Source organism: Devosia sp. WQ 349K1, from assembly GCF_016595685.1.
GTDB lineage: Bacteria > Pseudomonadota > Alphaproteobacteria > Rhizobiales > Devosiaceae > Devosia.
On record NZ_JAENGO010000006.1, the window covers coordinates 76490 to 95467 of the forward strand.

General features: G+C 58.6%; 23 protein-coding genes and 1 pseudogene. 11 read left to right on the plus strand and 13 right to left on the minus strand.

Going from position 1 to position 18978, the window contains the following annotated elements; translation table 11 throughout:
- Positions 1 to 3: 3 nt before the first annotated feature.
- From JHL21_RS12760 to JHL21_RS18030, 3 genes and pseudogenes are all read right to left on the minus strand, one after another.
- A complete protein-coding gene (locus JHL21_RS12760; protein ID WP_169195528.1) occupies positions 4 to 414 on the minus strand; it encodes a response regulator in 411 nt (136 codons plus the stop codon).
- An 8-nt stretch (positions 415 to 422) separates the two neighbouring features.
- The gene (locus JHL21_RS18025; RefSeq protein ID WP_200214141.1) at positions 423 to 1235 is read right to left on the minus strand and encodes a DUF3426 domain-containing protein; all 813 of its coding nucleotides are present in this window, start codon (positions 1233 to 1235) and stop codon (positions 423 to 425) included.
- A gap of 12 nt (positions 1236 to 1247) precedes the next feature.
- Positions 1248 to 1346: pseudogene (locus JHL21_RS18030) on the minus strand (MJ0042-type zinc finger domain-containing protein); the annotation flags it as partial.
- 216 nt (positions 1347 to 1562) lie between these two features.
- Here JHL21_RS18030 and ftsE point away from each other — a divergent pair.
- The 4 genes from ftsE (at position 1563) to JHL21_RS12790 (ending at position 4472) form a co-directional block, all read left to right on the plus strand.
- On the plus strand, positions 1563 to 2225 hold the full coding sequence (gene ftsE, locus JHL21_RS12775; RefSeq protein ID WP_169195529.1) for a cell division ATP-binding protein FtsE: 663 nt from the start codon (positions 1563 to 1565) through the stop codon (positions 2223 to 2225).
- Positions 2218 to 3147 (plus strand): ABC transporter permease, encoded by a 930-nt coding sequence (locus JHL21_RS12780; RefSeq protein ID WP_169195530.1) that lies wholly within the window; start codon positions 2218 to 2220, stop codon positions 3145 to 3147. Before ftsE ends, JHL21_RS12780 begins: the two co-directional genes overlap by 8 nt.
- 72 nt (positions 3148 to 3219) lie before the next feature.
- Complete coding sequence (locus JHL21_RS12785; RefSeq protein WP_200213860.1) at positions 3220 to 4038, plus strand: 1-acyl-sn-glycerol-3-phosphate acyltransferase; 819 nt, start codon at positions 3220 to 3222, stop codon at positions 4036 to 4038.
- Between the two features lie 107 nt (positions 4039 to 4145).
- Complete coding sequence (locus tag JHL21_RS12790) at positions 4146 to 4472, plus strand: hypothetical protein (RefSeq protein ID WP_169195532.1); 327 nt, start codon at positions 4146 to 4148, stop codon at positions 4470 to 4472.
- Between the two features lies 1 nt (position 4473).
- Here JHL21_RS12790 and JHL21_RS12795 read toward each other — a convergent pair whose 3' ends face one another.
- Complete coding sequence (locus JHL21_RS12795) at positions 4474 to 5010, minus strand: gamma-glutamylcyclotransferase (protein ID WP_199532165.1); 537 nt, start codon at positions 5008 to 5010, stop codon at positions 4474 to 4476.
- Between the two features lie 118 nt (positions 5011 to 5128).
- Between JHL21_RS12795 and JHL21_RS12800 the strand changes: the two genes are divergently transcribed.
- Positions 5129 to 6100 carry a DUF2125 domain-containing protein gene (locus tag JHL21_RS12800; protein WP_200213861.1) on the plus strand — a complete coding sequence of 324 codons (972 nt, stop codon included), beginning with the start codon at positions 5129 to 5131 and terminating at the stop codon, positions 6098 to 6100.
- On the opposite strand, the gene JHL21_RS12805 is transcribed toward JHL21_RS12800, so the two are convergent.
- From JHL21_RS12805 to JHL21_RS12815, 3 genes are all read right to left on the minus strand, one after another.
- Entirely contained in the window at positions 6097 to 7038 is a 942-nt protein-coding gene (locus tag JHL21_RS12805; RefSeq protein ID WP_169195535.1) for a prephenate/arogenate dehydrogenase family protein, read from the minus strand. The two genes, JHL21_RS12800 and JHL21_RS12805, sit on opposite strands and share 4 nt — an antisense overlap.
- The gene (hisC, locus tag JHL21_RS12810) at positions 7038 to 8129 is read right to left on the minus strand and encodes a histidinol-phosphate transaminase (protein ID WP_200213863.1); all 1092 of its coding nucleotides are present in this window, start codon (positions 8127 to 8129) and stop codon (positions 7038 to 7040) included. Before hisC ends, JHL21_RS12805 begins: the two co-directional genes overlap by 1 nt.
- A gap of 87 nt (positions 8130 to 8216) precedes the next feature.
- The gene (locus tag JHL21_RS12815; protein WP_169195537.1) at positions 8217 to 8948 is read right to left on the minus strand and encodes a class I SAM-dependent methyltransferase; all 732 of its coding nucleotides are present in this window, start codon (positions 8946 to 8948) and stop codon (positions 8217 to 8219) included.
- A 97-nt stretch (positions 8949 to 9045) separates the two neighbouring features.
- Here JHL21_RS12815 and gloB point away from each other — a divergent pair, with 97 nt between their 5' ends.
- On the plus strand, positions 9046 to 9813 hold the full coding sequence (gene gloB, locus JHL21_RS12820; protein WP_200213865.1) for a hydroxyacylglutathione hydrolase: 768 nt from the start codon (positions 9046 to 9048) through the stop codon (positions 9811 to 9813).
- Between the two features lie 208 nt (positions 9814 to 10021).
- A complete protein-coding gene (locus tag JHL21_RS12825; RefSeq protein ID WP_169195539.1) occupies positions 10022 to 10282 on the plus strand; it encodes a hypothetical protein in 261 nt (86 codons plus the stop codon).
- Between the two features lie 68 nt (positions 10283 to 10350).
- On the opposite strand, the gene JHL21_RS12830 is transcribed toward JHL21_RS12825, so the two are convergent.
- Positions 10351 to 10800 (minus strand): hypothetical protein, encoded by a 450-nt coding sequence (locus JHL21_RS12830; RefSeq protein ID WP_349236465.1) that lies wholly within the window; start codon positions 10798 to 10800, stop codon positions 10351 to 10353.
- Between the two features lie 168 nt (positions 10801 to 10968).
- Between JHL21_RS12830 and JHL21_RS12835 the strand changes: the two genes are divergently transcribed.
- Entirely contained in the window at positions 10969 to 11448 is a 480-nt protein-coding gene (locus JHL21_RS12835; RefSeq protein ID WP_169195540.1) for a VOC family protein, read from the plus strand.
- A gap of 48 nt (positions 11449 to 11496) precedes the next feature.
- Here the strand turns inward: JHL21_RS12835 and JHL21_RS12840 are convergent, their stop codons facing one another.
- Together JHL21_RS12840 and JHL21_RS12845 are read right to left on the minus strand one after the other, a co-directional pair.
- A complete protein-coding gene (locus JHL21_RS12840) occupies positions 11497 to 12558 on the minus strand; it encodes a Gfo/Idh/MocA family protein (protein WP_200213867.1) in 1062 nt (353 codons plus the stop codon).
- Between the two features lie 18 nt (positions 12559 to 12576).
- Complete coding sequence (locus JHL21_RS12845; protein WP_200213869.1) at positions 12577 to 14061, minus strand: GMC oxidoreductase; 1485 nt, start codon at positions 14059 to 14061, stop codon at positions 12577 to 12579.
- Between the two features lie 110 nt (positions 14062 to 14171).
- On the opposite strand from JHL21_RS12845, the gene JHL21_RS12850 reads away from it, so the two are divergent.
- Positions 14172 to 15056 (plus strand): sugar phosphate isomerase/epimerase, encoded by an 885-nt coding sequence (locus JHL21_RS12850; RefSeq protein ID WP_200213871.1) that lies wholly within the window; start codon positions 14172 to 14174, stop codon positions 15054 to 15056.
- A 67-nt stretch (positions 15057 to 15123) separates the two neighbouring features.
- Here the strand turns inward: JHL21_RS12850 and JHL21_RS12855 are convergent, their stop codons facing one another.
- Complete coding sequence (locus JHL21_RS12855; protein WP_254082046.1) at positions 15124 to 15945, minus strand: sugar phosphate isomerase/epimerase; 822 nt, start codon at positions 15943 to 15945, stop codon at positions 15124 to 15126.
- Positions 15946 to 16168: 223 nt separating this feature from the next.
- Between JHL21_RS12855 and JHL21_RS12860 the strand changes: the two genes are divergently transcribed.
- Both JHL21_RS12860 and JHL21_RS12865 read left to right on the plus strand, forming a co-directional pair.
- Positions 16169 to 16732: an NADPH-dependent FMN reductase gene (locus tag JHL21_RS12860; protein WP_199532156.1), complete on the plus strand. Its 564-nt coding sequence runs from the start codon at positions 16169 to 16171 to the stop codon at positions 16730 to 16732.
- 98 nt (positions 16733 to 16830) lie between these two features.
- Positions 16831 to 17184 (plus strand): hypothetical protein, encoded by a 354-nt coding sequence (locus JHL21_RS12865; protein ID WP_169195545.1) that lies wholly within the window; start codon positions 16831 to 16833, stop codon positions 17182 to 17184.
- A gap of 88 nt (positions 17185 to 17272) precedes the next feature.
- Here JHL21_RS12865 and fumC read toward each other — a convergent pair whose 3' ends face one another.
- Positions 17273 to 18667: a class II fumarate hydratase gene (gene fumC, locus JHL21_RS12870; RefSeq protein ID WP_200213873.1), complete on the minus strand. Its 1395-nt coding sequence runs from the start codon at positions 18665 to 18667 to the stop codon at positions 17273 to 17275.
- Positions 18668 to 18796: 129 nt separating this feature from the next.
- A complete protein-coding gene (gene rpmF / locus JHL21_RS12875) occupies positions 18797 to 18976 on the minus strand; it encodes a 50S ribosomal protein L32 (protein WP_169195547.1) in 180 nt (59 codons plus the stop codon).
- Positions 18977 to 18978: the final 2 nt, after the last annotated feature.

Sequence of the window (18978 nt, forward strand, 5' to 3'; positions counted from 1 at the left end):
GGGTTAGATCGCTTGGGCCCTTTGGCCCAGCGACATGACCTCAACAGGAACACCCGCCAAGGCATCATCAACCTTCGCCAAAAGGTCGACGAGCGTAAACGGCTTTGGAATCACATCGTAGATCAGCGCCTCAAGCCCACGGCTGCGTTCGCGCTGATCTGCAAATCCTGTCATCAACAAAATAGTCAGCTCTGGATAGCTTGCCCCTGCGCGCTGCGCCAAGGCAATGCCGTCCAACACCGGCATCTTGATATCGGACAGCAGCAGGTCGAATGCGCCATTTTCGGCGTCCAGCGTTTCTGCAGCCAGCTCACCATCTTCCTCAGCCACAACCTCGTGGCCTCTCATTTTCAGAGCAGCTTCGACGAAGGCGCGGACCGATGGATCGTCCTCTGCAACAAGAATGCGTGCCATGCTGTTGTTTACCTCGTTGCCGAAATGCCGGCATGAGCAATAGGTTGAACCACTTGCGGCACCGCCGCCTGTGATGTCTGTTCTGTCCCCGGACGGACAGCGCTCCCCGTGGAGGCAAAGCTCAAGCGCACGCGTTGCGCATCAGCTGGTGGCAGCGTTAGTCGCGTATCAAACGTCGCTGTTTCCCCAGCCATAAGGTCGGGCACGCGCGGATTGACACTCCACTCATAAATAGCGCGTCCACTGCTATCCAAGAGACTGACCACCACCGGAGGCACCGGGACAGGTTTTCGGCCAATTCCTACAATTTGCGCCGAGACTGTGAGAACGTCCTTACCCTGCGAGAGGCTCCGCAGCGTCTGCAACTTGGTAAATTCCAAACCAACGGTATTCACGCCCAGCCCAATGCTGGAATAAAGGCCGGCCAGTTCCGGGTAACGTTCGACCAATTGCACGCGCGCAAAATAGCCAGTGCACAGCACGGCACAGAGCAACAGAACACTCGTCATGCGCGCACCACGGCGCACGCGGGCAAGCGGCAGGCGAGAACTTAAAGCACTTTGGCGGCGAGAAAATTCCGCCTGTCGTTGTTTTAATTCGGCGGCATTTGGCGGGGGCATAGTCAGGTCTACAGTCGTCTCACCGACAGATTCGTCGGGCATAACAGGAGCAACGGGCTCGGCAATCGCCTCAACCAATGCGGTGGTCTTTCGCCTGCTGCGCATTTTGGCCGCCTCGGCCATGGCCTCATCGAGCAGGTCTTCAGCCAGATCAGTGAGCTTGATTCCCTCAGGAATTGCAGGGGCTTCATTGACTGGCACTTGATCCCAAGCTTGCCGACAATGGGCACACTTTACCTTACGGCCAGCCGACCCTATGGCGTCAAACGCCACCTGGTATTTGGTCTGGCAATGCGGACAAGAAATAATCATCGCGCCGAGTGGCTTTCACATGGAGTCGCATTGACCCTAATGCCCACTTGTTAAAACTCCTCAAACCTCGCTAAAGCGACGTCATCACCACAATTGTGCCGTTTCCCCCGTCGAAACACTTGCCTAACACCGCGTCGGCTACACGACGCTGCTATGATGGCCGAAAGGCTGATTCGCCTTTTTGGCACCACCGGACCAGCTGGGGAGCATCCGTTCTTGATCGAGTTTTCCGATGTGGGTCTGCGCTACGGCCATGGCCCGGAGATCCTGAAAGACCTGTCTTTCTCCATCGAGCCCGGCTCGTTTCACTTTCTCACGGGCCCTTCGGGCTCTGGCAAGACCAGCCTCTTGCGCCTCTTGCTGCTGTCGCTGAAGCCGTCGCGCGGCAAAGTCACCATGTTTGGCGAAGACGTGGGCAATCTCGATCAGGATAGTCTTTTGCAAATGCGCCGCCATATCGGCATCGTGTTTCAGGAGTTTCGCCTGCTCGATCATTTGACCACCTTCGAAAACGTGGCCCTGCCGCTGCGCGTTCTCGGTCAGCCCGAAAGCGAATATCGCCCCAATGTGACCGAGCTGCTCGAATGGGTTGGTCTGGGCGAACGCATGCACGCGCACCCTACGCTTCTTTCAGGCGGCGAAAAACAACGCGCTGCCATTGCCCGCGCCGTGATCGCCCGCCCCAAAATTCTTCTGGCAGACGAGCCGACCGGTAACGTCGATCCAGAACTCTCGAGCCGCCTCGTACACCTGTTCGCCGAACTCAATCGCACCCTGGGTATGACCATTATTCTGGCCACCCACGAATTGCCCCTGCTCGATCGGTTCTCCTATCCGCGCATGGTTCTCAACAAGGGGGAGCTGGCCATCCATGGTTAAGCAGCTTCTGCGCTTCGTTCCGCGCCGCACCGGTGCCGCTCCAATCGTGCCGGAAAAATCCGTCGCCGGGCGCACCCTCCTTCTGCTCATCACCATCATGGCCTTCCTATCGGCCGTCACCTTGGGTGGCGTCGTGCTGGTGCAAAAATCGGCCATTGCCTGGTCCGCTGACGTTGGCCGCGAACTGACCATCCAGATCCGCCCGGTTGAGGGCGAGGTGATGGACAGCAATCTGCGCACCGCCGTGTCGCTGGCCCAATCCACCCCCGGCGTTGCCAATGCCCGCGCGCTGACCCTTGCCGAGAGCGAGGCTCTCCTAACCCCTTGGCTGGGCGCAGGGCTCGACCTATCGACCATCGCCATCCCGCGTCTTGTGGTGGTTCAGCTCTCTGATCCAAACTTGGCCGACGTCGAACAGCTTTCGCGCAATCTGCAAGCCATCAATGGCGCAAGCCTCGATACCCACGCCGCTTGGCGTCAACAGCTCAACACCATGGCCGGAACGGTTGTGTTCTCTGGTCTGCTGGTGCTTGGCCTCATTGGCGTTGCGACGGTTCTAGCCATTGTCTTTGCGACCCGCGGCGCCATGGCGACAAACCGCGAAATCGTCGACGTACTGCATTTTATCGGCGCATCGAATCGCTTCATCGCTGGCGAATTTCAGGGACGCTTCCTCTCTATTGGCCTGCAAGGCGGCCTCTTGGGCGCGCTTCTGGCGATCGTCTTCTTCCTCCTCGTAGGCACAGCCGCCAGCTCGGTTCTCCCCTCAGAAGCGACAGCGCAGATGGATGCTCTGTTCGGCCAATTCATCCTTGGCCTTGATGGCATCGGCTGGGTCATCGCCGTTGTGCCGGTTATTGCCGTCCTCACAGCCATCACCTCGCGCATCACCGTTCGTCGCTATCTCAGCGAAGCGTCCTAATCCAAATGCCTCGCCAAGTGCTGCCCATCACGCTATGACGAGGCAGCACCAGCCGTTGACAAGGCAACCCACATGTCGATCAGAACCGCGATCCAGGCCCTCCGAACCGTCCTGTTTTATGTGGTGTTTTTGGGTCAAACCGTAGTTCTGGCGCTGATCTTGGGCACCATTGCAGTCATCGCCGGGCGCACGCGCGTCGGCACTGCCATTGCCCGTTTCTGGTGCGCGTCCAACCTCGTTTATCTGCGCACCATCGTCGGCGTTAAAACCGAGGTCGAGGGCGCTGAAAACATCCCCCCCGGCGGCTGCATCATCGCCTCCAAGCACCAGTCCGATTGGGATATTTTCGGGCTATTCCCCCACATCACGCGGCCGGCCTTCATCGCCAAAAAAGAGCTGATGCGGATCCCCTTTTTCGGCTGGGCCGCACGCTCCATCGACTGCATCGAGGTCGACCGTCAGCGTGGCGCCGAATCCATTCCCCTCATGCTGCAAGATTCGCGCGCAGCCATCGAGCGCGGCTGCCAGATCGTCATCTATCCCGAGGGTACGCGCAAAGCCCCCCTCGCCCCGCCGGACTACCGGCAAGGCATCGTGCGCATGTACACCCAGCTCAATGTCCCCGTTGTGCCCGTCGCCCTCAATTCCGGCCTCTATTGGGGCCGCAATAGCCTCCTCATCTGGCCCGGTACAGCCAAAGCCCGCTTTCTCGCGCCGATTGAGCCCGGCCTCAGTCCCGATGTGTTCATGGACCGCCTGCGCTCCGCCATTGAGGCAGAAACCAATCGTCTGATCCTCGAAGCGGAAGCTGAAGGCCTCAACCGTCCCCTCGATGGTCAGCTCAAACAACGATTAGCAGCACTCCACAACGCAAAAAACACTACATCTTGATTTCCATCCGGAAGCGGACCATATAGGTAGACACATCGCAGAACATGCTTTGACTTTGCGTCAAATTTGTTCTACTTTTGTTCCGTGAGTTTGTATGGGTTCGCGAAATGGCGTGTGTTGATAGGAACGAGCAAGACAAAGCGACCGTCACACATTGGCTTGGCCGCTCCGGCCGAGACTATGGCCTTGTTCCCGAAAATCTCTCAAGCTTCAGCCTCAATACCGCCGCGCTCTATGTTTTAGCCGAAGGCTCGGTCATTGCTTGGGCTGGAACGGCCGATGATTTGATCGTCGACACCTCAAGCCGCGCCAAATTCCGTCAGGCTCTTGAAAACGCTACCGACGCTTTTTCCATGGATTGCCCAGACAATGCGCAAGCTGTGGTGTGGGATCTTGTCGGCACCCCGGGGCCTGCCCACCAACACGCCGCCTAGCTTACGCCGCAGCGCTATTGGCCTCTTGCAGCTGGCGAACAATGTCCGCCAAACGCTTATCGCGTATCCCCAGCTGGCTCAGCATATTGGCGGTGTTGATCACATAGTCGACATTGCGGCCCGAAATTCCGACACCCGCGCGGATGATCGCCAATTGCTCCGCGACCGGCAAGCTGCCCGCAAACTGCTCATGGGCTTCGTCCACGACATAGGCCAAAGCGCTCACCCGCCGCCCATCAGCCAACGTCACAGGCCGCCAGACGTCGCGATAGACCGAGGTGACGAGCTCGCGCGCATCAAGATAGGCCCGCACCTCATCCCAGACCGTCTCACTGACCTCAAAGGCCATGCCCCGGCAGGACCCGCCTCGCGCCAGCCCAAACACAAGTCCGGGCACATCCGGCGTTCCGCGATGATGATGCGAGATGATAGAGAGCGAGCGATGCGCCCCGCGAAGCATGCCCAGCTGCGACGACACGAAAGAAAAACCAGGGTTCCAAATCAGCGAACCATAGCCAAAGACCCATCGTGTTTGCATTCAGTCGAACTACCATGCTTGAACTGACCATCATGGTAATCCAGACCCGCCAGCGACACAAATGCAGTGCAAGCATCACAGTGATGCAAGCGCCGTCAGCGCCAGATAAGAAGAAGATATGAAGAAGCGAATCATCATTCTCGGCAGCGTTGTCCTGCTCGTCCTGCTGGCTTGGACCGGCGTCTGGTTCTACATTTCGGGCCAACTGCGCGAGCAGATCGGCCTGCTCGCCTATAATGATGGCGAGACCGCGCCGCAGCTGGTGTGCGAAACGCTCGACATCACGGGTTTCCCGTCCAGCTTTGCCATTGATTGCCGCAATGCCAGTGTCGTCACCGGCGACGTGTTGACCAAAATTCCAGCCGTCCGCGCCACAGCCTTTGTCTATAGCCCAACCAATGCCCGCGTCTCAGCGCTTGGCCCGGCCACGATTTCCGATGCTTTCACCGGCTCCGAGCAGAGCCTTGCCTGGTCTGGCCTTGAGGCCAGCATTCGCCTCAAGGATTGGCGCATTGGCCGCATTTCGCTGATCGCCGACGATCTCGTTTGGGCCGATCAGCTTTTTGGTGATCGCACTATCGCCACCAGCTCCAAGGCCGAACTGCATCTGCTCGATATTCCCGAAGCGCACAACACCGAAACCAAGCGCGCCTCGGTCGCCACCTATCTGCGCTTTGCCGATATTGAAGCCCCCGGCTTTAACGTCACCCAGACCAATGCCGAATTGGAAGCCGAACTCTCGGCCCTGCCCGATGATCTGCGCAAACTCGGCGCCGTCCCCTTCCTGCCCGATTGGCAGCAGGCTGGCGGCACGCTCAATCTCGTTGGCCTTCGCGCCAGCGATCCACAGGGCGACCTCAACGCCACGGGCGAGCTGACGCTGGACGCTGCAGGCTATCCAACAGGCTCGATCACCATTGATTCTGAGGGTGTAGCGCAGCGCTTGGGCGTAATGCTGGAAGAACCTGTGCGCACTCTGGTTCTGGGTGTGCCGGGCGAAAACGGCCGACACACCAATGTTCTAACCTTTGCCAATGGCGGCATGTCGGCAGGGCTTGTGCCTGTCGCCGCCATCCCGCCGCTGTTTTAAGCCTTATCGTCGGTTTTGGGCGCGGCCTCATGAGCGCGCCCAAAATCGGCAGCGGCCGTTTCCTGACCCGCATTGATGATCGACCGGCGAATGGCCCGCGTGCGGGTAAAGAGCGCTTCCAGCGAAGCCCCATCGCCGGTGCGAACAGCGCGCTGCAGCGCCGACAAATCTTCTGAAAAGCGTCCGAGCATTTCCAAAACCGCGTCACGGTTGGTCAGGAAAATATCGCGCCACATCACCGGATCAGACGCCGCGATACGGGTAAAATCGCGGAAACCCGAAGCCGAGAACTTGATCACCTCAGACTTCGTCGAAGCCTCAAGGTCGGCCACCGTGCCCACAATATTGTAAGCGATCAAATGCGGAATATGGCTGGTAATCGCCAGCACCATATCGTGGTGAGCCGCGTCCATGCATTCCACATTGGAACCCATGCCCTGCCAAAAACCGATGAGCTTGTCGACTTCTGCCTGTGGCACTTCCTCGCCCGGCGTCAACACGCACCAACGGCCAACAAAGAGCTCCGCAAAGCCAGCCGATGGCCCCGAGTGTTCAGTACCCGCAAGCGGATGTCCGGGAATAAAATGCACTGTATCAGGCAGATACGGCCCCACCGCATTGAGAACGTGCTCTTTAACCGAGCCAACGTCGGAAATGATCGCGCCCGGCTCTAGGTGTGGCGCAATGGTTTCGGCCAGCTTGGCATAGGTGCCAACCGGCGCGCACAGAATAACGAGGTCTGCGCCCTTCACGGCCTCGGCGCTGTCGAGCGTATAGATATCGCCAAGGTTCAGCGCCTTGGCCTCATCCAGCGTCTCTTGCTTGCGGGTTGCAATCGCAATGGTATCGACCAGGCCATGACGACGAGCCGCCAGCGCGATGGAAGAGCCGATCAAGCCAATGCCGATCAGCGCGAGCTTTTTAAACTGCGCCGCCATTACGCCCCCTTAAACTCTTTAAGCACCTGCGCCACCGCGCGCATCGCCTCTTCCGAGCCGATAGAAATGCGGATGCCGTTCCAAATATCGTAGGATTTGCCCACTTCACGCACGACATAGCCTGCGGCCAGCAGCGTTTCAAACGCAGCCGCGGCCTCTTCCTTGGTCTCAAACAGCACAAGGATGAAATTGGCCTGGCTTGGCAGCACGCGCATGGAATTGCCGCTCAGTTCAGCGGTCAGCCAGTCACGCCACTTAGCATTGTGAGCATTGAGCTGGGCTGTAAACTCAACGTCGCGCATCGCTGCGGCCCCGGCCATTTGCGCGGGCAGGTTGACGTTAAACGGACCACGAATGCGGTGCATGGCGTCGATGACGTGGTCAGGACCAACCATCCAGCCAATACGCGCCGCAGCCAGCCCCATTTTCGAGAAGGTGCGCACCATCACGACATTGTCGAATTCACGCACCAGCTCGATCCCAACCGAATAGTCGGCGGCCGTCGCGTATTCGGCGTAAGCACTGTCGATGACGAGCAAAATGTCGGGACGCAGACCCGCATGCAGGCGGCGCACTTCAGCGTCGGTGAGATAGGTGCCGGTCGGGTTGTTCGGATTGGCGAGCCAAATCACCTTGGTGCGCTCAGTCACAGCGGCAAGGATCAGATCGACGTCAGCCGTATAATCGGTTTCCTCGACCATAACGATCTGCGCGCCGGTCGCCTTGGTGATGATCGGATAGACCGAAAAACCATAGCGGTTCATCACCGCTTCATCGCCCTCGCCAAGATAGATCTGCGCCAGCAGGTGCAAAATATCGTCCGAGCCATTGCCGCAGACAATTGCCTCAGGGTCGATGCCATGCACCTCACCAATTGCCTCGCGCAAAATCTTCGACGAGCCTTCTGGATAAATCGCCAGCTTGTCGGCCATAGCGGCAAAGGCTTCGATAGCCTTTGGGCTGGCGCCGAGCGGGGATTCATTGGCAGAAAGCTTGATCGCATAGCTCCCCGGCGCACCGGACTTGCCGGGCAAATAGGGGGCAATGTCGAGAATGCCGGCTTGCGGCGTCGGGCGCTTATTTTCGGACATATTGGTCATCTGATTAGGCAGGAAAGCCGCGCGGACCATATGCAAACACAGAGCCAAAGGCAAAGCCTCTGTGGCACAATCCTGCAATCATCCCGAGCGTGCGGTTGCCGTCTTTAAGTTAGGCACGCGCACATAGCGCGTTTCTTTGATGCGGCGCGGCACAGCTGGAAAAGCCTCCTTGCGCGCCCGCACGCAAATCACCCCACTCATGGCCGAGCCGACGACGCGCCCTGCCCCTTCCCAAAAACGCGTTGAGCGCATCATCAGCTTAGAATTAATCGGCGGCACGAACAGCGCATCGCGCCAGGCCACTGGCACAAAGCTATGGTCACGCAGCAGCTTTTCAATCTGCCCACCCGAATACGGGTTTCCCTGACCAAAGGGCGTGTTGTCCCTTTGCGCCCACATGCCCCGTCGCCTTGGCACCACCAAAATGAGATGCCCGTTCGGCGCTGTGATCCGCCACAACTCGCGCATCAGTTCTTCGGCGTCCGCCACATGCTCAAGGGCATGAATGCCAATGGTCAAATCAATGGCAGCATCGTTCAACGGCATTTCGAGCGGATCGCACAACACCGTGCGAGATGGGCCTTCGCGCGGCCAGGATGAAGCCCCCTGCCGCGCCGGCATAAAGGCCAGAACCCGCTCAGCAGGCTCAAGAGCAAAGCGCATATAGGGTGTGGCAAAGCCAAGCCCCAACACGCGTTTTCCCTTCACGTCGCCAGCCAAAGCCACAACGTGCTCGCGCACAAGTGCGCGCGAAAGCCGCCCCAAAGGAGATTTATAATAAGCGATAAGGCGCGCGACATCCGAACTCATGCGTTAAACTTAGGAAACACGCGCGCTCTTGTCCAATCCCGGTTGTCATCGTGACCACGACTTCCTAGCGTGCGGCCAGTCAAATTAGGAGTTCGCAATGGCTTTGATCGTGGATGTCTTCCCCGCCCGTGACGATAATTACGGCTATCTCGTGCATGACGAGGCCACAGGTCGCACTGCAGCCATCGACGCGCCTGAAACCGCCGCCATCGAAAAGGCGCTCAAGGCACGCGGCTGGACCCTCACCGATATTCTCATCACCCACCACCACATCGACCACGTCGAAGCTATCGCCGATCTCAAGGCCAGCTATGGCGCGCGCGTCGTCGGTCCAAAGGCCGAAGCTGACAAGATCGAAGGCCTCGATGACCTCGTCGGCGAAGGCGACATTGTTTCGGTCGGCGATGCCAAGTTCGAGGTTTTCGCCACCCCCGGCCATACGCTCGGTCACATTGTCTTCTACAATGCCGAAGGCGGTCACCTCTTCTCTGCCGACGCCCTCTTCTCGCTCGGCGTAGGCCGCATGTTTGAAGGCACGCCCGGCCCAATGTGGGACGGCGTTAAGCGCCTGCGCGATCTGCCCGACGCAACGCTCGTTTATTGCGGCCATGAATACACCGCCTCGAACGCGCGCTTTGCGCTCTCGATCGACCCCAACAATGCGGCGCTTCAGGCCCGCGCTGCCGAAGTCACCGCTCTGCGCGACGCTGGCAAGCCAACCATTCCGTTCAACCTCGGCGAAGATAAGAAGGCCAATCCCTTCCTGCGCGCCGATGCTCCGGAACTGGCGCAGTTCTATGGTCTCTCGGGCGCAGACGCAGGCGAAGTCTTTGGCGCCATCCGCAAGGGCAAAGACACTTTCTAATCAAACTAGATTTAGGCCGGTGCAATCCACCGGCCTATTTTTCTGTCCATACGGCGCACAAAGACAGTTTTAAGCGGTTTTTAGCGAACTCCCGTCTAGCTAATTCTTAACAAATCGTTACCATCTGGCACAGCACTTGCCCCTAACTGGGTAAGGCACGCGTAAGAATGTTCCAAAATGGAACAGCGGGCCCAAAATGGAGCGATTTATGCCCGGACTGCCCGAATTCGATACAGATACGCCGGTGGTTTACTCTTTCCAGAGTGAGCTGAGCGCCCGTTCGTCTTCACCGCACTGCGCGCCAACCCCCGAATTTGTCTCCCAGCTGATCGCAGCGCGTGATCGTTTGCCGCCTCAGCGCCATCGCCGCACCAATACGGCAGAAGGCGCCGTCGGTGCCTATGGTCGCGGCATGAGCATGGCCGACCGCCGCATGCCGCTTGGCTATCGCAAGACTGTCGTCGCTTAACACTTCCACCCCGCAGACAAAAATGGCGCCCTGAGGCGCCAGTTTCGTCCAATCTTTGTCGCCGTGGATTAGTGCATTTCCACGTCGCGGCTGGCGCTGGTGATCGAAACGGTAAATCCGGCGACCACGTCGATCAGGCTCATCACCATGAGCAGGAAGAACACCGAGCTCGCCGCCGCTCCGACCAGCAAAAACTCCACCAAAAACAAAATGAACAGCGCCATTGAGAGCATGTGCTCAACGATGGACGCCTGTGCCGTGCGCGTGGACTTCAGCACCTCGAAGAACAGCAGCAAAATCCCGATTACGGCCAGAAAGTCGCCGGCGGTTATCGCCCAAGGCATGCCCGAAGGCATGGGCAGCGAAAACAGTCCAAAATTCCAGTTGGCCGGGTTCCCGCCAAAGAAAATGAACACAACAATATTGTAGAGCACAAAGGGGACGACCAGCAGTGGCGGAATAAACCGCCCCTTGTGCGCCCGCACCGAACGGCTTGGCATCATCACTGTTTCGCTCATCTCGCTCTCCGCGCCTTGATAGTCTTCCCTAGCAAACGCCGCGCGGCTGGAAAAGGCTTCCCACGCCGCTCAGCGACGAGGATTGATCACCCCCTCCCAGAAACCGAGTGACCAAGCCAAAAATCTTCTGCTAGCCTGCAAACGCCATTCCGGCAGGAGGAGACGACAATGACGACTCCAAAGAATACTGTCTGCATCTGGTACGATACCGAGGCAGAGCAAGCGGCCCAATTTTATGCGGCCACCTTCCCCGACACCCATATCCACGCTGTCCGCAGTGCCCCCGGCGACAATCCATCGACCAAAGCCGGTGCCGTTCTCACCGTCGAGTTTACGGTCATGGGCATTCCCTGCATCGGCATCAATGGCGGGTCCACCTTCAAGCACTCGGAAGCCTTTTCCATGCAAGTGTCCACCAAGGACCAGGAAGAGACGGACCGCTATTGGAATGCAATCACCAGCAATGGCGGCGAGGAGAGCATGTGCGGCTGGTGCAAGGATCGTTGGGGCGTCTCTTGGCAGATCACGCCCGACACCCTCACCCAAGCCATGCAGGCCGGTGGCGACGAAGCCCGCCGCGCCTTTGAAGCCATGATGACCATGAAGAAAATCGACGTCGCCGCCATAGACGCCGCTCGGCGCGGCTAGCACGCGCGAAAAAGCGGAAGGGACATCACGCCCCTCCCGCCAAAAGCCTTAGAGCTTGATCGGCTGGCCGGTCCGCACGCTCTCGTCTGCCGCAATGCAGATGTTGAGCGAAGCCACCGCGTCATTCATATGGCGCGTCAGATCATAGTCTTCTGTGATCGCGCGATAGAGATAATCCTGCTCGCGATCGCACAGCCCCTGATGGTCCGGCTCCCCATGCATATCGAGCCACTCGTCGGCCTTGAGCGGCTTGTTGTCCGCATCGAGCCCTGCGTGATGCACCAAAATGCGCGAGGTCTGGGTGTGCGCATTGATATCGGCCGAGGCCGCGCCCTGATCCATGACGATGGACACCGACCCATTGGCCGAGATCACGTCTTTCACAAAGAACGCGGTTTCCGACATCATCGGGCCCCAGCCCGCCTCATACCAGCCGACGCTCCCATCATCGAACAGCACCTGGAAGTGGCCGTAATTATACATGCCTTCCGGCAGACCCTTGGCCAGCGGCACGCCCATGCCACGCACTTCCACCGGGGTGGCATCGGTGATCTGGCACATAACGTCGACATAGTGCACGCCACAATCAACGATGGGCGACGTGGTCTGCATGATGGAGCGGTGAATGTCCCAAGCTGCCCCGCTCGACTGCTGGTTGAGGTTCATGCGGAACACATAGGGTCCACCGAGCTTGCGGGCCTGCTCGATCAGTGTCGTCCACGATGGGTGGTGACGCAGAATATAGCCCACCACCAGCTTGCGCTTGTACTGCTCGGCCGCCGCCACCACGCGACGCGCATCCGCGACCGTTGCTGCCAAGGGCTTTTCCACGAACACATGCGCGCCCGCTGCCATCGCCGCTACGGCATAGTCAGCATGGGTATTGGTATGCGTTGCAATCGAGACGACGTCCGGCTTGAACTCAGCCAGTGCCGCTGCGTAATCCGTACGCAGCGGATAAGAGGCCAGATCCTCCGGCAGATTGCTCGGCGCCGAGCGGTTCACCAGACCCACAATCTCAAAGCCTTCGTGGCTATGATAGGCCAATGCATGGCTACGACCCATTTGGCCTAGTCCAACCACCAGTACTTTAAGCGGTGTTGCGGTCATGAAGGGTCTCCCGAAAAGTTAAAGGGTGCGACGAGCGGCAGCAATCTGACGCGCGCCCAGAGTGGACAGCGCCACCGAGTACAAAGTGGGGTTGGTTGCGGTCATGGTTGGGATCACGCCATTGCCCGCGACATAGAGATTGTCAAAATCCCACACCTTGCTGGTGGCGTCGCAAACGCTGGTGCCGTCATTGGCCTCGCCCATGCGGATCGTGCCCTGATAGTGCAGCGAGCTGCCCACTGGCAGTTGGATCGTGGCAAAGCCCGGCGCTGGACGACCAATAATATTGGCAATGCGCAAGGCGGTTTCCTTGGCATATTCGATACGCGCCAGATCCGCTGCCGATTGCTGCCACTTGATCGAGATCGACGGCAGGCCGTGCCAATCGAGATTGTTCTCGTCAAACTCGATGCGATTGTTTGCGTCGACATCGGCCGGCACAAACACGCCCATGCCCACTGGATAGCCCGAAAACTCTTCATTGACCGGCATGCTGCTCAGGCTGGTCTGGGCAATCGTCACCGAGAAGGGGAAATCCTTGGTCGCTGGGATCCAGTTCATCGCCCGCATAGGCTCTTTGCTCTGGAACTCAGCAATCTGGGAGATCATGTAGTGATCGTTGATATAGCGCCCCAGCGCCGCTGGGCGAATGCCCGAGGCAAAAAGGATCTGCGGCGTGTGCAGCGAATCGGCGGCAACCACCACGGTGGCGGCCGTAATAACGAAGCTTTCGCTCTCGCCCGCACGGACCAATTCAACGCCAGTTGCGTGGCCATTCTCATGGATAACGCGGCGGCAAATGGTTTCCGCCAAAATCTGGAAGCGTTCCTTCGGCTCTTTGACCAGATCGCCTAGGATCACATCGGTGCCGTGGTAGAACAGATCGCCGTCCTTTGGCGTTGCCGCCAGCGGCATTGGGCGCACGGTGCGATCGTCGTTCCGGCCCGGATTAAATTCCGCCCCCAAGCGCTCGCGCAGTTGCGCAGCAACTGCGTCGCCTGCACGCGGGTCCTTATTGGTGCCCAGCAGCTTTTCAGCGTCGGCGACAGCCGCGTCAAACACATCGCTCGCAATGAACGGGACGCGTTCTGCCTCCGATGGCGTTGGTGTGCCGGTCGACCACTTTGTGCCCATGCCACCGACGTTTGCCGCCGAGAAGCCTGCGAACAGGCCCTGACCATCATCGCCCTCATTGGCGATGAACAGGCCCGAGCGGCGCAGTAGCGAGGCGTCGAAACCGCCCGCGCGACGGGCTTCCCATTCTTCCTTGGAGATCGACAGGCGACGGCTACGATCGGCGCCCTGCGCCAGCGTTTCCAGCTCAGCGCGCTTTTCCAAATCCAGCACGTTGTCGAGGTGCCCGCCCACTTCCGGAAGGATTTGAGGGCCAGCCTCCACCATCACGATGCGGGCTTCAGGCCAATTGTTGCGGATCACGCGCGCATAGGCGCTCCCATTGGGGCCGCTACCGATGATGACGACGTCGGTGGAGAAAGAAGACATGAAACGAATTCCATCAAAACGCTGGTATGAAATTGGTATCAATTGTGCAAACTCGATGTAAAGTAGCCAACTGAAACTAATGCGATAATTTCTATTCCCGGAGCGCGCTGATGAAGATCGGTATGTCCTCTTATAGCTTCCTCCCCCTGCTCTCGAATGGCAGCCTAAGCGTCGATGGCCTGTTCGATTGGCTCAGCGCAAATGGCGCCGAGCACCTGGAAATCGCAACCTTCAGCTTCGCACCACCCGGCGAAGGATCGACCTATGATCTTGCCAGCGATGAAAAAACTCTTCGCGCGCTGGAAGCCGCCGTTGCCCGCACCGGCATTCCCATCTCCGGCTTCTGCCTCGGCGCAGACATGTTGGGCGAAAATCGCGCCGAGGAGATCGCCAAAGTAAAACGCTACGTTGATCTTTGCGCGCGGTTCGGCGTCAACTATTTGCGCCATGACATCGTCATTTGGGGCAATCGTCTGGCCGACACTCAGGCCATTGAAGATGCCTATCCTATCCTCGCCGATGCCTGCCGCGAGATTGCCGAATATGGCGCCAGCAAAAATGTGGTCACCAGCGTTGAAAACCATGGCTTCGTCATGGTTTCAGCCGAGCGCCTGACGCGTCTCCATCATCTGGTCAACCACCCCAATTTCAAGCTCACCGTCGATGTCGGCAATTTCCTCTGCGTCGACGACAATCCCTATGTCGCCACCAACCGCACCTTGCCCCTCGCTAGCTTCGTCCACTTCAAGGATTTCTATATGCGCCAAGCTGAGCCCGGTCCGGGTTGGCTGAAAACGGCCGGCGGCGAGTTCATTCGCGGCTCTGTTCTGGGCTATGGCGATCTCGACATTCAGGCCCTTGCCGACGCGGTCATCGCCTCCGGCTATGATGGTTTTGTCTCGCTCGAATATGAAGGGGGCGATCCAACCCTGTTTGGCTGTGAGCATGGCCTCAACAATCTCAAACGCTTCCTGCGCCAATCATCCGCCGCATAAAACAAAACCCCGCCACGACAGCGGGGTTTTTCTTTTAAAGAGGCAAGGCGCGTCGCGAGGCTAGCGCCTAAAGCGTGATCAGGCGATCAAATCGCGCCTTCATATCGGCGAGATGGTTGCGGTCGCCGCCCGGCATTTCCACCGAAGCCCAGCCGGAATAACCGATCTTGGCAAGGCTGGCGTTCACCGCAGCCCAATCCACATCACCCTCGCCCAGCTCCACCTCAAAGCCCTTCCACGGGCCTTCGGCGTTCATCTTGGCAAGGCTATATTCCTTGACATCGAGGCGCATGATGCGTGTGCCCAGCGCTTCAATCCAGTCGCATGGATTGCCATAGCGCAGCACATTGCCGATATCGAAATACCAGCCCAGATGGTCGTTCTCAAAACCATCAATCAGATGCGCGGCTTCGAGCGGGCTCAACAGGAAATTGTTCCAGACGTTTTCAAGCGCAATCTTGATGCCGATCTCTTCGGCATGCGGCAGCAGGCGATCAATGCCTTCAACAGCGCGGTCATAAGCTGCCGCATAGCTGGTCTTGTCATTGACGACGCCGGGCACCAACAACATGGTTTCCGCGCCATAGGCCTTGGCCTGCTTCATGCCTTCAATGCTCGCTGCAACGCAGGCGTCACGCACCGCAGGATCAGGGTCAGTGAGCGGGGTCGGCCAATGGGCCGAATTGATCACGCCCGGAATAGCCACGCCGGTCGCATCGCGTCCCGCCAGCACTTCCGCCAGCGGCAGATCATTGGGCGCGTCCAGCTCAACCCCATCAAAACCAAGATCAGCGACCAGACGGAACTTGTCTGCAATCGAAAGATCTTCTTCGATCATCGACCATTTGAGGCTGGTCTTGGCCATAGGGCGGGAAGAGGGAGTGGTCATAGCAACAAACTCTGGTTCTGCGTCGCCCTAACCCTAATGCGCTCCGGCCGAGGTCTGAAAGCCCGAAACCGCACTTACCGTCTCCTTCCCCAATTGGAACGGCTCCTTCAAACAGTGCGCTCTTGTCGCAGGCTGAGCTCTCTTGTCCTCGCTCCCCCGCCCGGCCATATCGCAGTTTCAATCCCCCTATCCTTCTATCCGATCTCCTGAACGGACGAGTTTTTTGTCGCTTAATCTTAAAATCATCATCGGCAGCACCCGCCCCGGTCGTGTCTGCCCCAAAATTGCTGCTTGGGTTGCTGAAAGCGCCATTGCCCACGGCCAATTCAATGTCGAGATTGTCGATCTGGCAGAAGTGAACCTGCCGTTCCTCGATGAGGCCACCCACCCTCGCTTGCAGACCTACGCCTTCGAGCACACCAAGAACTGGTCGGCCATCGTCGGCTCGGCCGATGCCTTCATTTTCGTAACCCCGGAATATGATTTCTTCACCCCCGCCGTCACCATCAACGCCATTCAGGTGCTGATGAACGAGTGGGCCTATAAATGCGCGGGCGTGGTCAGCTATGGCGGCGTTTCTGCCGGTCTGCGCTCAGCACAGACCCTGCGCACCCTCCTGAGCAACGTCAATGTGCACGCCATCCCGCAGGTGGTGCCCGTGCCGATGTTCCCGCAGTTCATGCAGGATGGCGTGTTTACGCCAAACCAGCCCATGATTGATGGGATGACGCTTCAGCTCAACGAACTGGCCAAATGGGCCGCAGCGCTCAAGCCAATGCGCGCCTAAACTGAACGATGCCGCCTCCGGGCGGCATTTTTGTTTGCGTGACAACTTGCGTTTGCCGCCCTAGCATCACGCATCCAAACCAAGCTGAGGAGGCCAGAATGCCTCACTTTCTAGCAGTCTATACGATGACTCCAGAAGACCTCGACCGCTTCCGCGAACGCCCTGAGGAAGAGCAGAACGCCGTGGACGATCAGGGGCTCCCGGCGTGGGAAGCTTGGGAGAAGACCCATGCGGCCATGATCGTTGATAAGGGCGGAATGGTGGGAGGCACCCTGCGCGCGTCCGGCTCCGGCATTGCTCCGGCCAAGAATGACATCTGCGGCTATATCGTTGTCGAGGCCGAAACGATTGATGCCGCCGCAGCCATTTTTGCTGACCACCCGCATTTTGCCATCTTCCCCGGCAGTGGCGTCGACATCATGCCCTTCGTCACGCCCTACCCCATGCCCTAAATACAAAATGCCGCCCCTTACGGAGCGGCATTTTTTTGATCCCCCACATCCGGATGCTTGTGCAAGCCCGGATGCAAAAATCTAAAAGTCAGCGCTTGAGCGGGCCGACCATCTGTTCTGGCTTCACTTCAGCGTCGAACTCTTCGCCGGTGAGCAGACCCAGTTCAATCGCGGTTTCACGCAGGGTCGAACCGTTCTTGTGAGCGGTCTTGGCGATCTTGGCCGCGTTGTCATAGCCAATCTTGCGGTTGAGCGCTGTTACCAGCATCAGCGACTGGTCCACCAGCTGCTTGATGCGCTTGTGGTCTGGCTCAATGCCGATGGCGCAATTGTCGTTGAACGACTTGGCCGCATCCGCCAGCAGACGCACGGACTGCAGGAAGTTGTAAGCGATCACGGGCTTGAAGACGTTGAGCTCGAAATTGCCCTGCGAAGCCGCAAAGCCAATCGCCGCGTCATTACCCATCACCTGCGCCACAACCATGGTCATGGCTTCCGACTGAGTCGGGTTCACCTTGCCTGGCATGATCGAAGAGCCCGGTTCGTTTTCTGGGATGGTGATTTCACCCAGACCCGAGCGTGGACCCGAAGCCAACCAGCGCACGTCGTTGGCGATCTTCATGAAGGCAACAGCGAGCTGCTTGAGCGCGCCCGAGGTGCCGACAAAAGCGTCGTGCCCCGCGAGCAGCGCGAACTTGTTCGGGCCAGTCACAAAGTCATGCCCGGTCAGCGCCGCGATTTCCGCCGCCACAGTCACCGCATAGTCTGGATGGGCGTTAAGCCCGGTCCCAACAGCGGTCCCGCCCAGCGCCAGCTCCTTGAGCTGCGGCATGGTCTTCTTGATGGCGTCGAGCGCATAGTCGATCTGCGCCACCCAGCCCGAGATTTCCTGACCAAGGGTGAGCGGGGTTGCGTCCTGCAAGTGCGTGCGGCCGATCTTGACCACATCCATGAACTCTTCGGACTTGGCATTGAGCGTGTTGCGCAGCAGTTCGACGCGTTCGTAGAGATAATTCTCGACCGCTTCCACCGCCGCGATATGCATCGCAGTTGGATAGGTGTCGTTCGAGCTCTGGCTCATATTGACGTGATCGTTCGGGTGCACAGGCTTCTTGGAGCCCATGACGCCGCCCGCCATTTCAATGGCGCGGTTCGAGATCACTTCGTTTACGTTCATATTGGACTGCGTGCCCGAGCCGGTCTGCCAGACAACGAGCGGGAAGTGGTCAGCGAGCTTGCCTTCGATGACTTCATCGGCCGCAGCAACCACGAGGTCGCGCGTTGCTTCATCCATCAGGCCCAGCTTGTGATTGGCCAGCGCCGCCGCCTTTTTCAGAATGCCGAAGGCACGGATGATTTCGACGGGCATCTTTTCCCCGCCGATATCGAAGTTCATCAGGCTACGCGCCGTCTGTGCCCCGTAATACTTATCGGTCGGAACCTCGATTGTGCCCATGGTGTCCGATTCGACGCGCGTGCTCATTTGCCTTCTCCAAACTGTTTGCAAACACCGCTTCTTGTGGCGGTGGGGGTAAACAAAAACGGCCGACCCATCACTGGATCGACCGTTTAATATCAAATCTAGCGCATCTGCGCCAAACCGCCTTTCGGCTTAGCCCTTGACCGCGAGGATCTGGCGACCGCGGTACATGCCGGTCTTGAGATCAACGTGGTGCGGACGGCGAAGCTCGCCCGAATCCTTGTCTTCGACATAGGTTGGGTTTGCAATCGCGTCATGCGAGCGGCGGAAACCGCGCTTCATTGGCGAAGTTTTGCGTTTTGGCACTGCCATGG

Bases quoted from the DNA above. Each gene is read 5' to 3' on its own strand.
- JHL21_RS12815 (WP_169195537.1), bottom strand. From the start codon at position 8,948: ATGAGTTCGGATGTCGCGCGCCTTATCGCTTATTATAAATCTCCTTTG.
- JHL21_RS12780 (WP_169195530.1), top strand. From the start codon at position 2,218: ATGGTTAAGCAGCTTCTGCGCTTCGTTCCGCGCCGCACCGGTGCCGCT.
- JHL21_RS12865 (WP_169195545.1), top strand. From the start codon at position 16,831: ATGCCTCACTTTCTAGCAGTCTATACGATGACTCCAGAAGACCTCGAC.
- JHL21_RS12850 (WP_200213871.1), top strand. From the start codon at position 14,172: ATGAAGATCGGTATGTCCTCTTATAGCTTCCTCCCCCTGCTCTCGAAT.
- JHL21_RS12785 (WP_200213860.1), top strand. From the start codon at position 3,220: ATGTCGATCAGAACCGCGATCCAGGCCCTCCGAACCGTCCTGTTTTAT.
- JHL21_RS12845 (WP_200213869.1), bottom strand. From the start codon at position 14,061: ATGTCTTCTTTCTCCACCGACGTCGTCATCATCGGTAGCGGCCCCAAT.
- JHL21_RS12805 (WP_169195535.1), bottom strand. From the start codon at position 7,038: ATGGCGGCGCAGTTTAAAAAGCTCGCGCTGATCGGCATTGGCTTGATC.
- JHL21_RS12840 (WP_200213867.1), bottom strand. From the start codon at position 12,558: ATGACCGCAACACCGCTTAAAGTACTGGTGGTTGGACTAGGCCAAATG.
- JHL21_RS12825 (WP_169195539.1), top strand. From the start codon at position 10,022: ATGCCCGGACTGCCCGAATTCGATACAGATACGCCGGTGGTTTACTCT.
- JHL21_RS12855 (WP_254082046.1), bottom strand. From the start codon at position 15,945: ATGACCACTCCCTCTTCCCGCCCTATGGCCAAGACCAGCCTCAAATGG.
- JHL21_RS12830 (WP_349236465.1), bottom strand. From the start codon at position 10,800: ATGAGCGAAACAGTGATGATGCCAAGCCGTTCGGTGCGGGCGCACAAG.
- rpmF (WP_169195547.1), bottom strand. From the start codon at position 18,976: ATGGCAGTGCCAAAACGCAAAACTTCGCCAATGAAGCGCGGTTTCCGC.
- JHL21_RS12795 (WP_199532165.1), bottom strand. From the start codon at position 5,010: ATGCAAACACGATGGGTCTTTGGCTATGGTTCGCTGATTTGGAACCCT.
- fumC (WP_200213873.1), bottom strand. From the start codon at position 18,667: ATGAGCACGCGCGTCGAATCGGACACCATGGGCACAATCGAGGTTCCG.
- JHL21_RS12800 (WP_200213861.1), top strand. From the start codon at position 5,129: ATGAAGAAGCGAATCATCATTCTCGGCAGCGTTGTCCTGCTCGTCCTG.
- gloB (WP_200213865.1), top strand. From the start codon at position 9,046: ATGGCTTTGATCGTGGATGTCTTCCCCGCCCGTGACGATAATTACGGC.
- JHL21_RS12835 (WP_169195540.1), top strand. From the start codon at position 10,969: ATGACGACTCCAAAGAATACTGTCTGCATCTGGTACGATACCGAGGCA.
- hisC (WP_200213863.1), bottom strand. From the start codon at position 8,129: ATGTCCGAAAATAAGCGCCCGACGCCGCAAGCCGGCATTCTCGACATT.
- JHL21_RS12760 (WP_169195528.1), bottom strand. From the start codon at position 414: ATGGCACGCATTCTTGTTGCAGAGGACGATCCATCGGTCCGCGCCTTC.
- JHL21_RS12790 (WP_169195532.1), top strand. From the start codon at position 4,146: ATGGCGTGTGTTGATAGGAACGAGCAAGACAAAGCGACCGTCACACAT.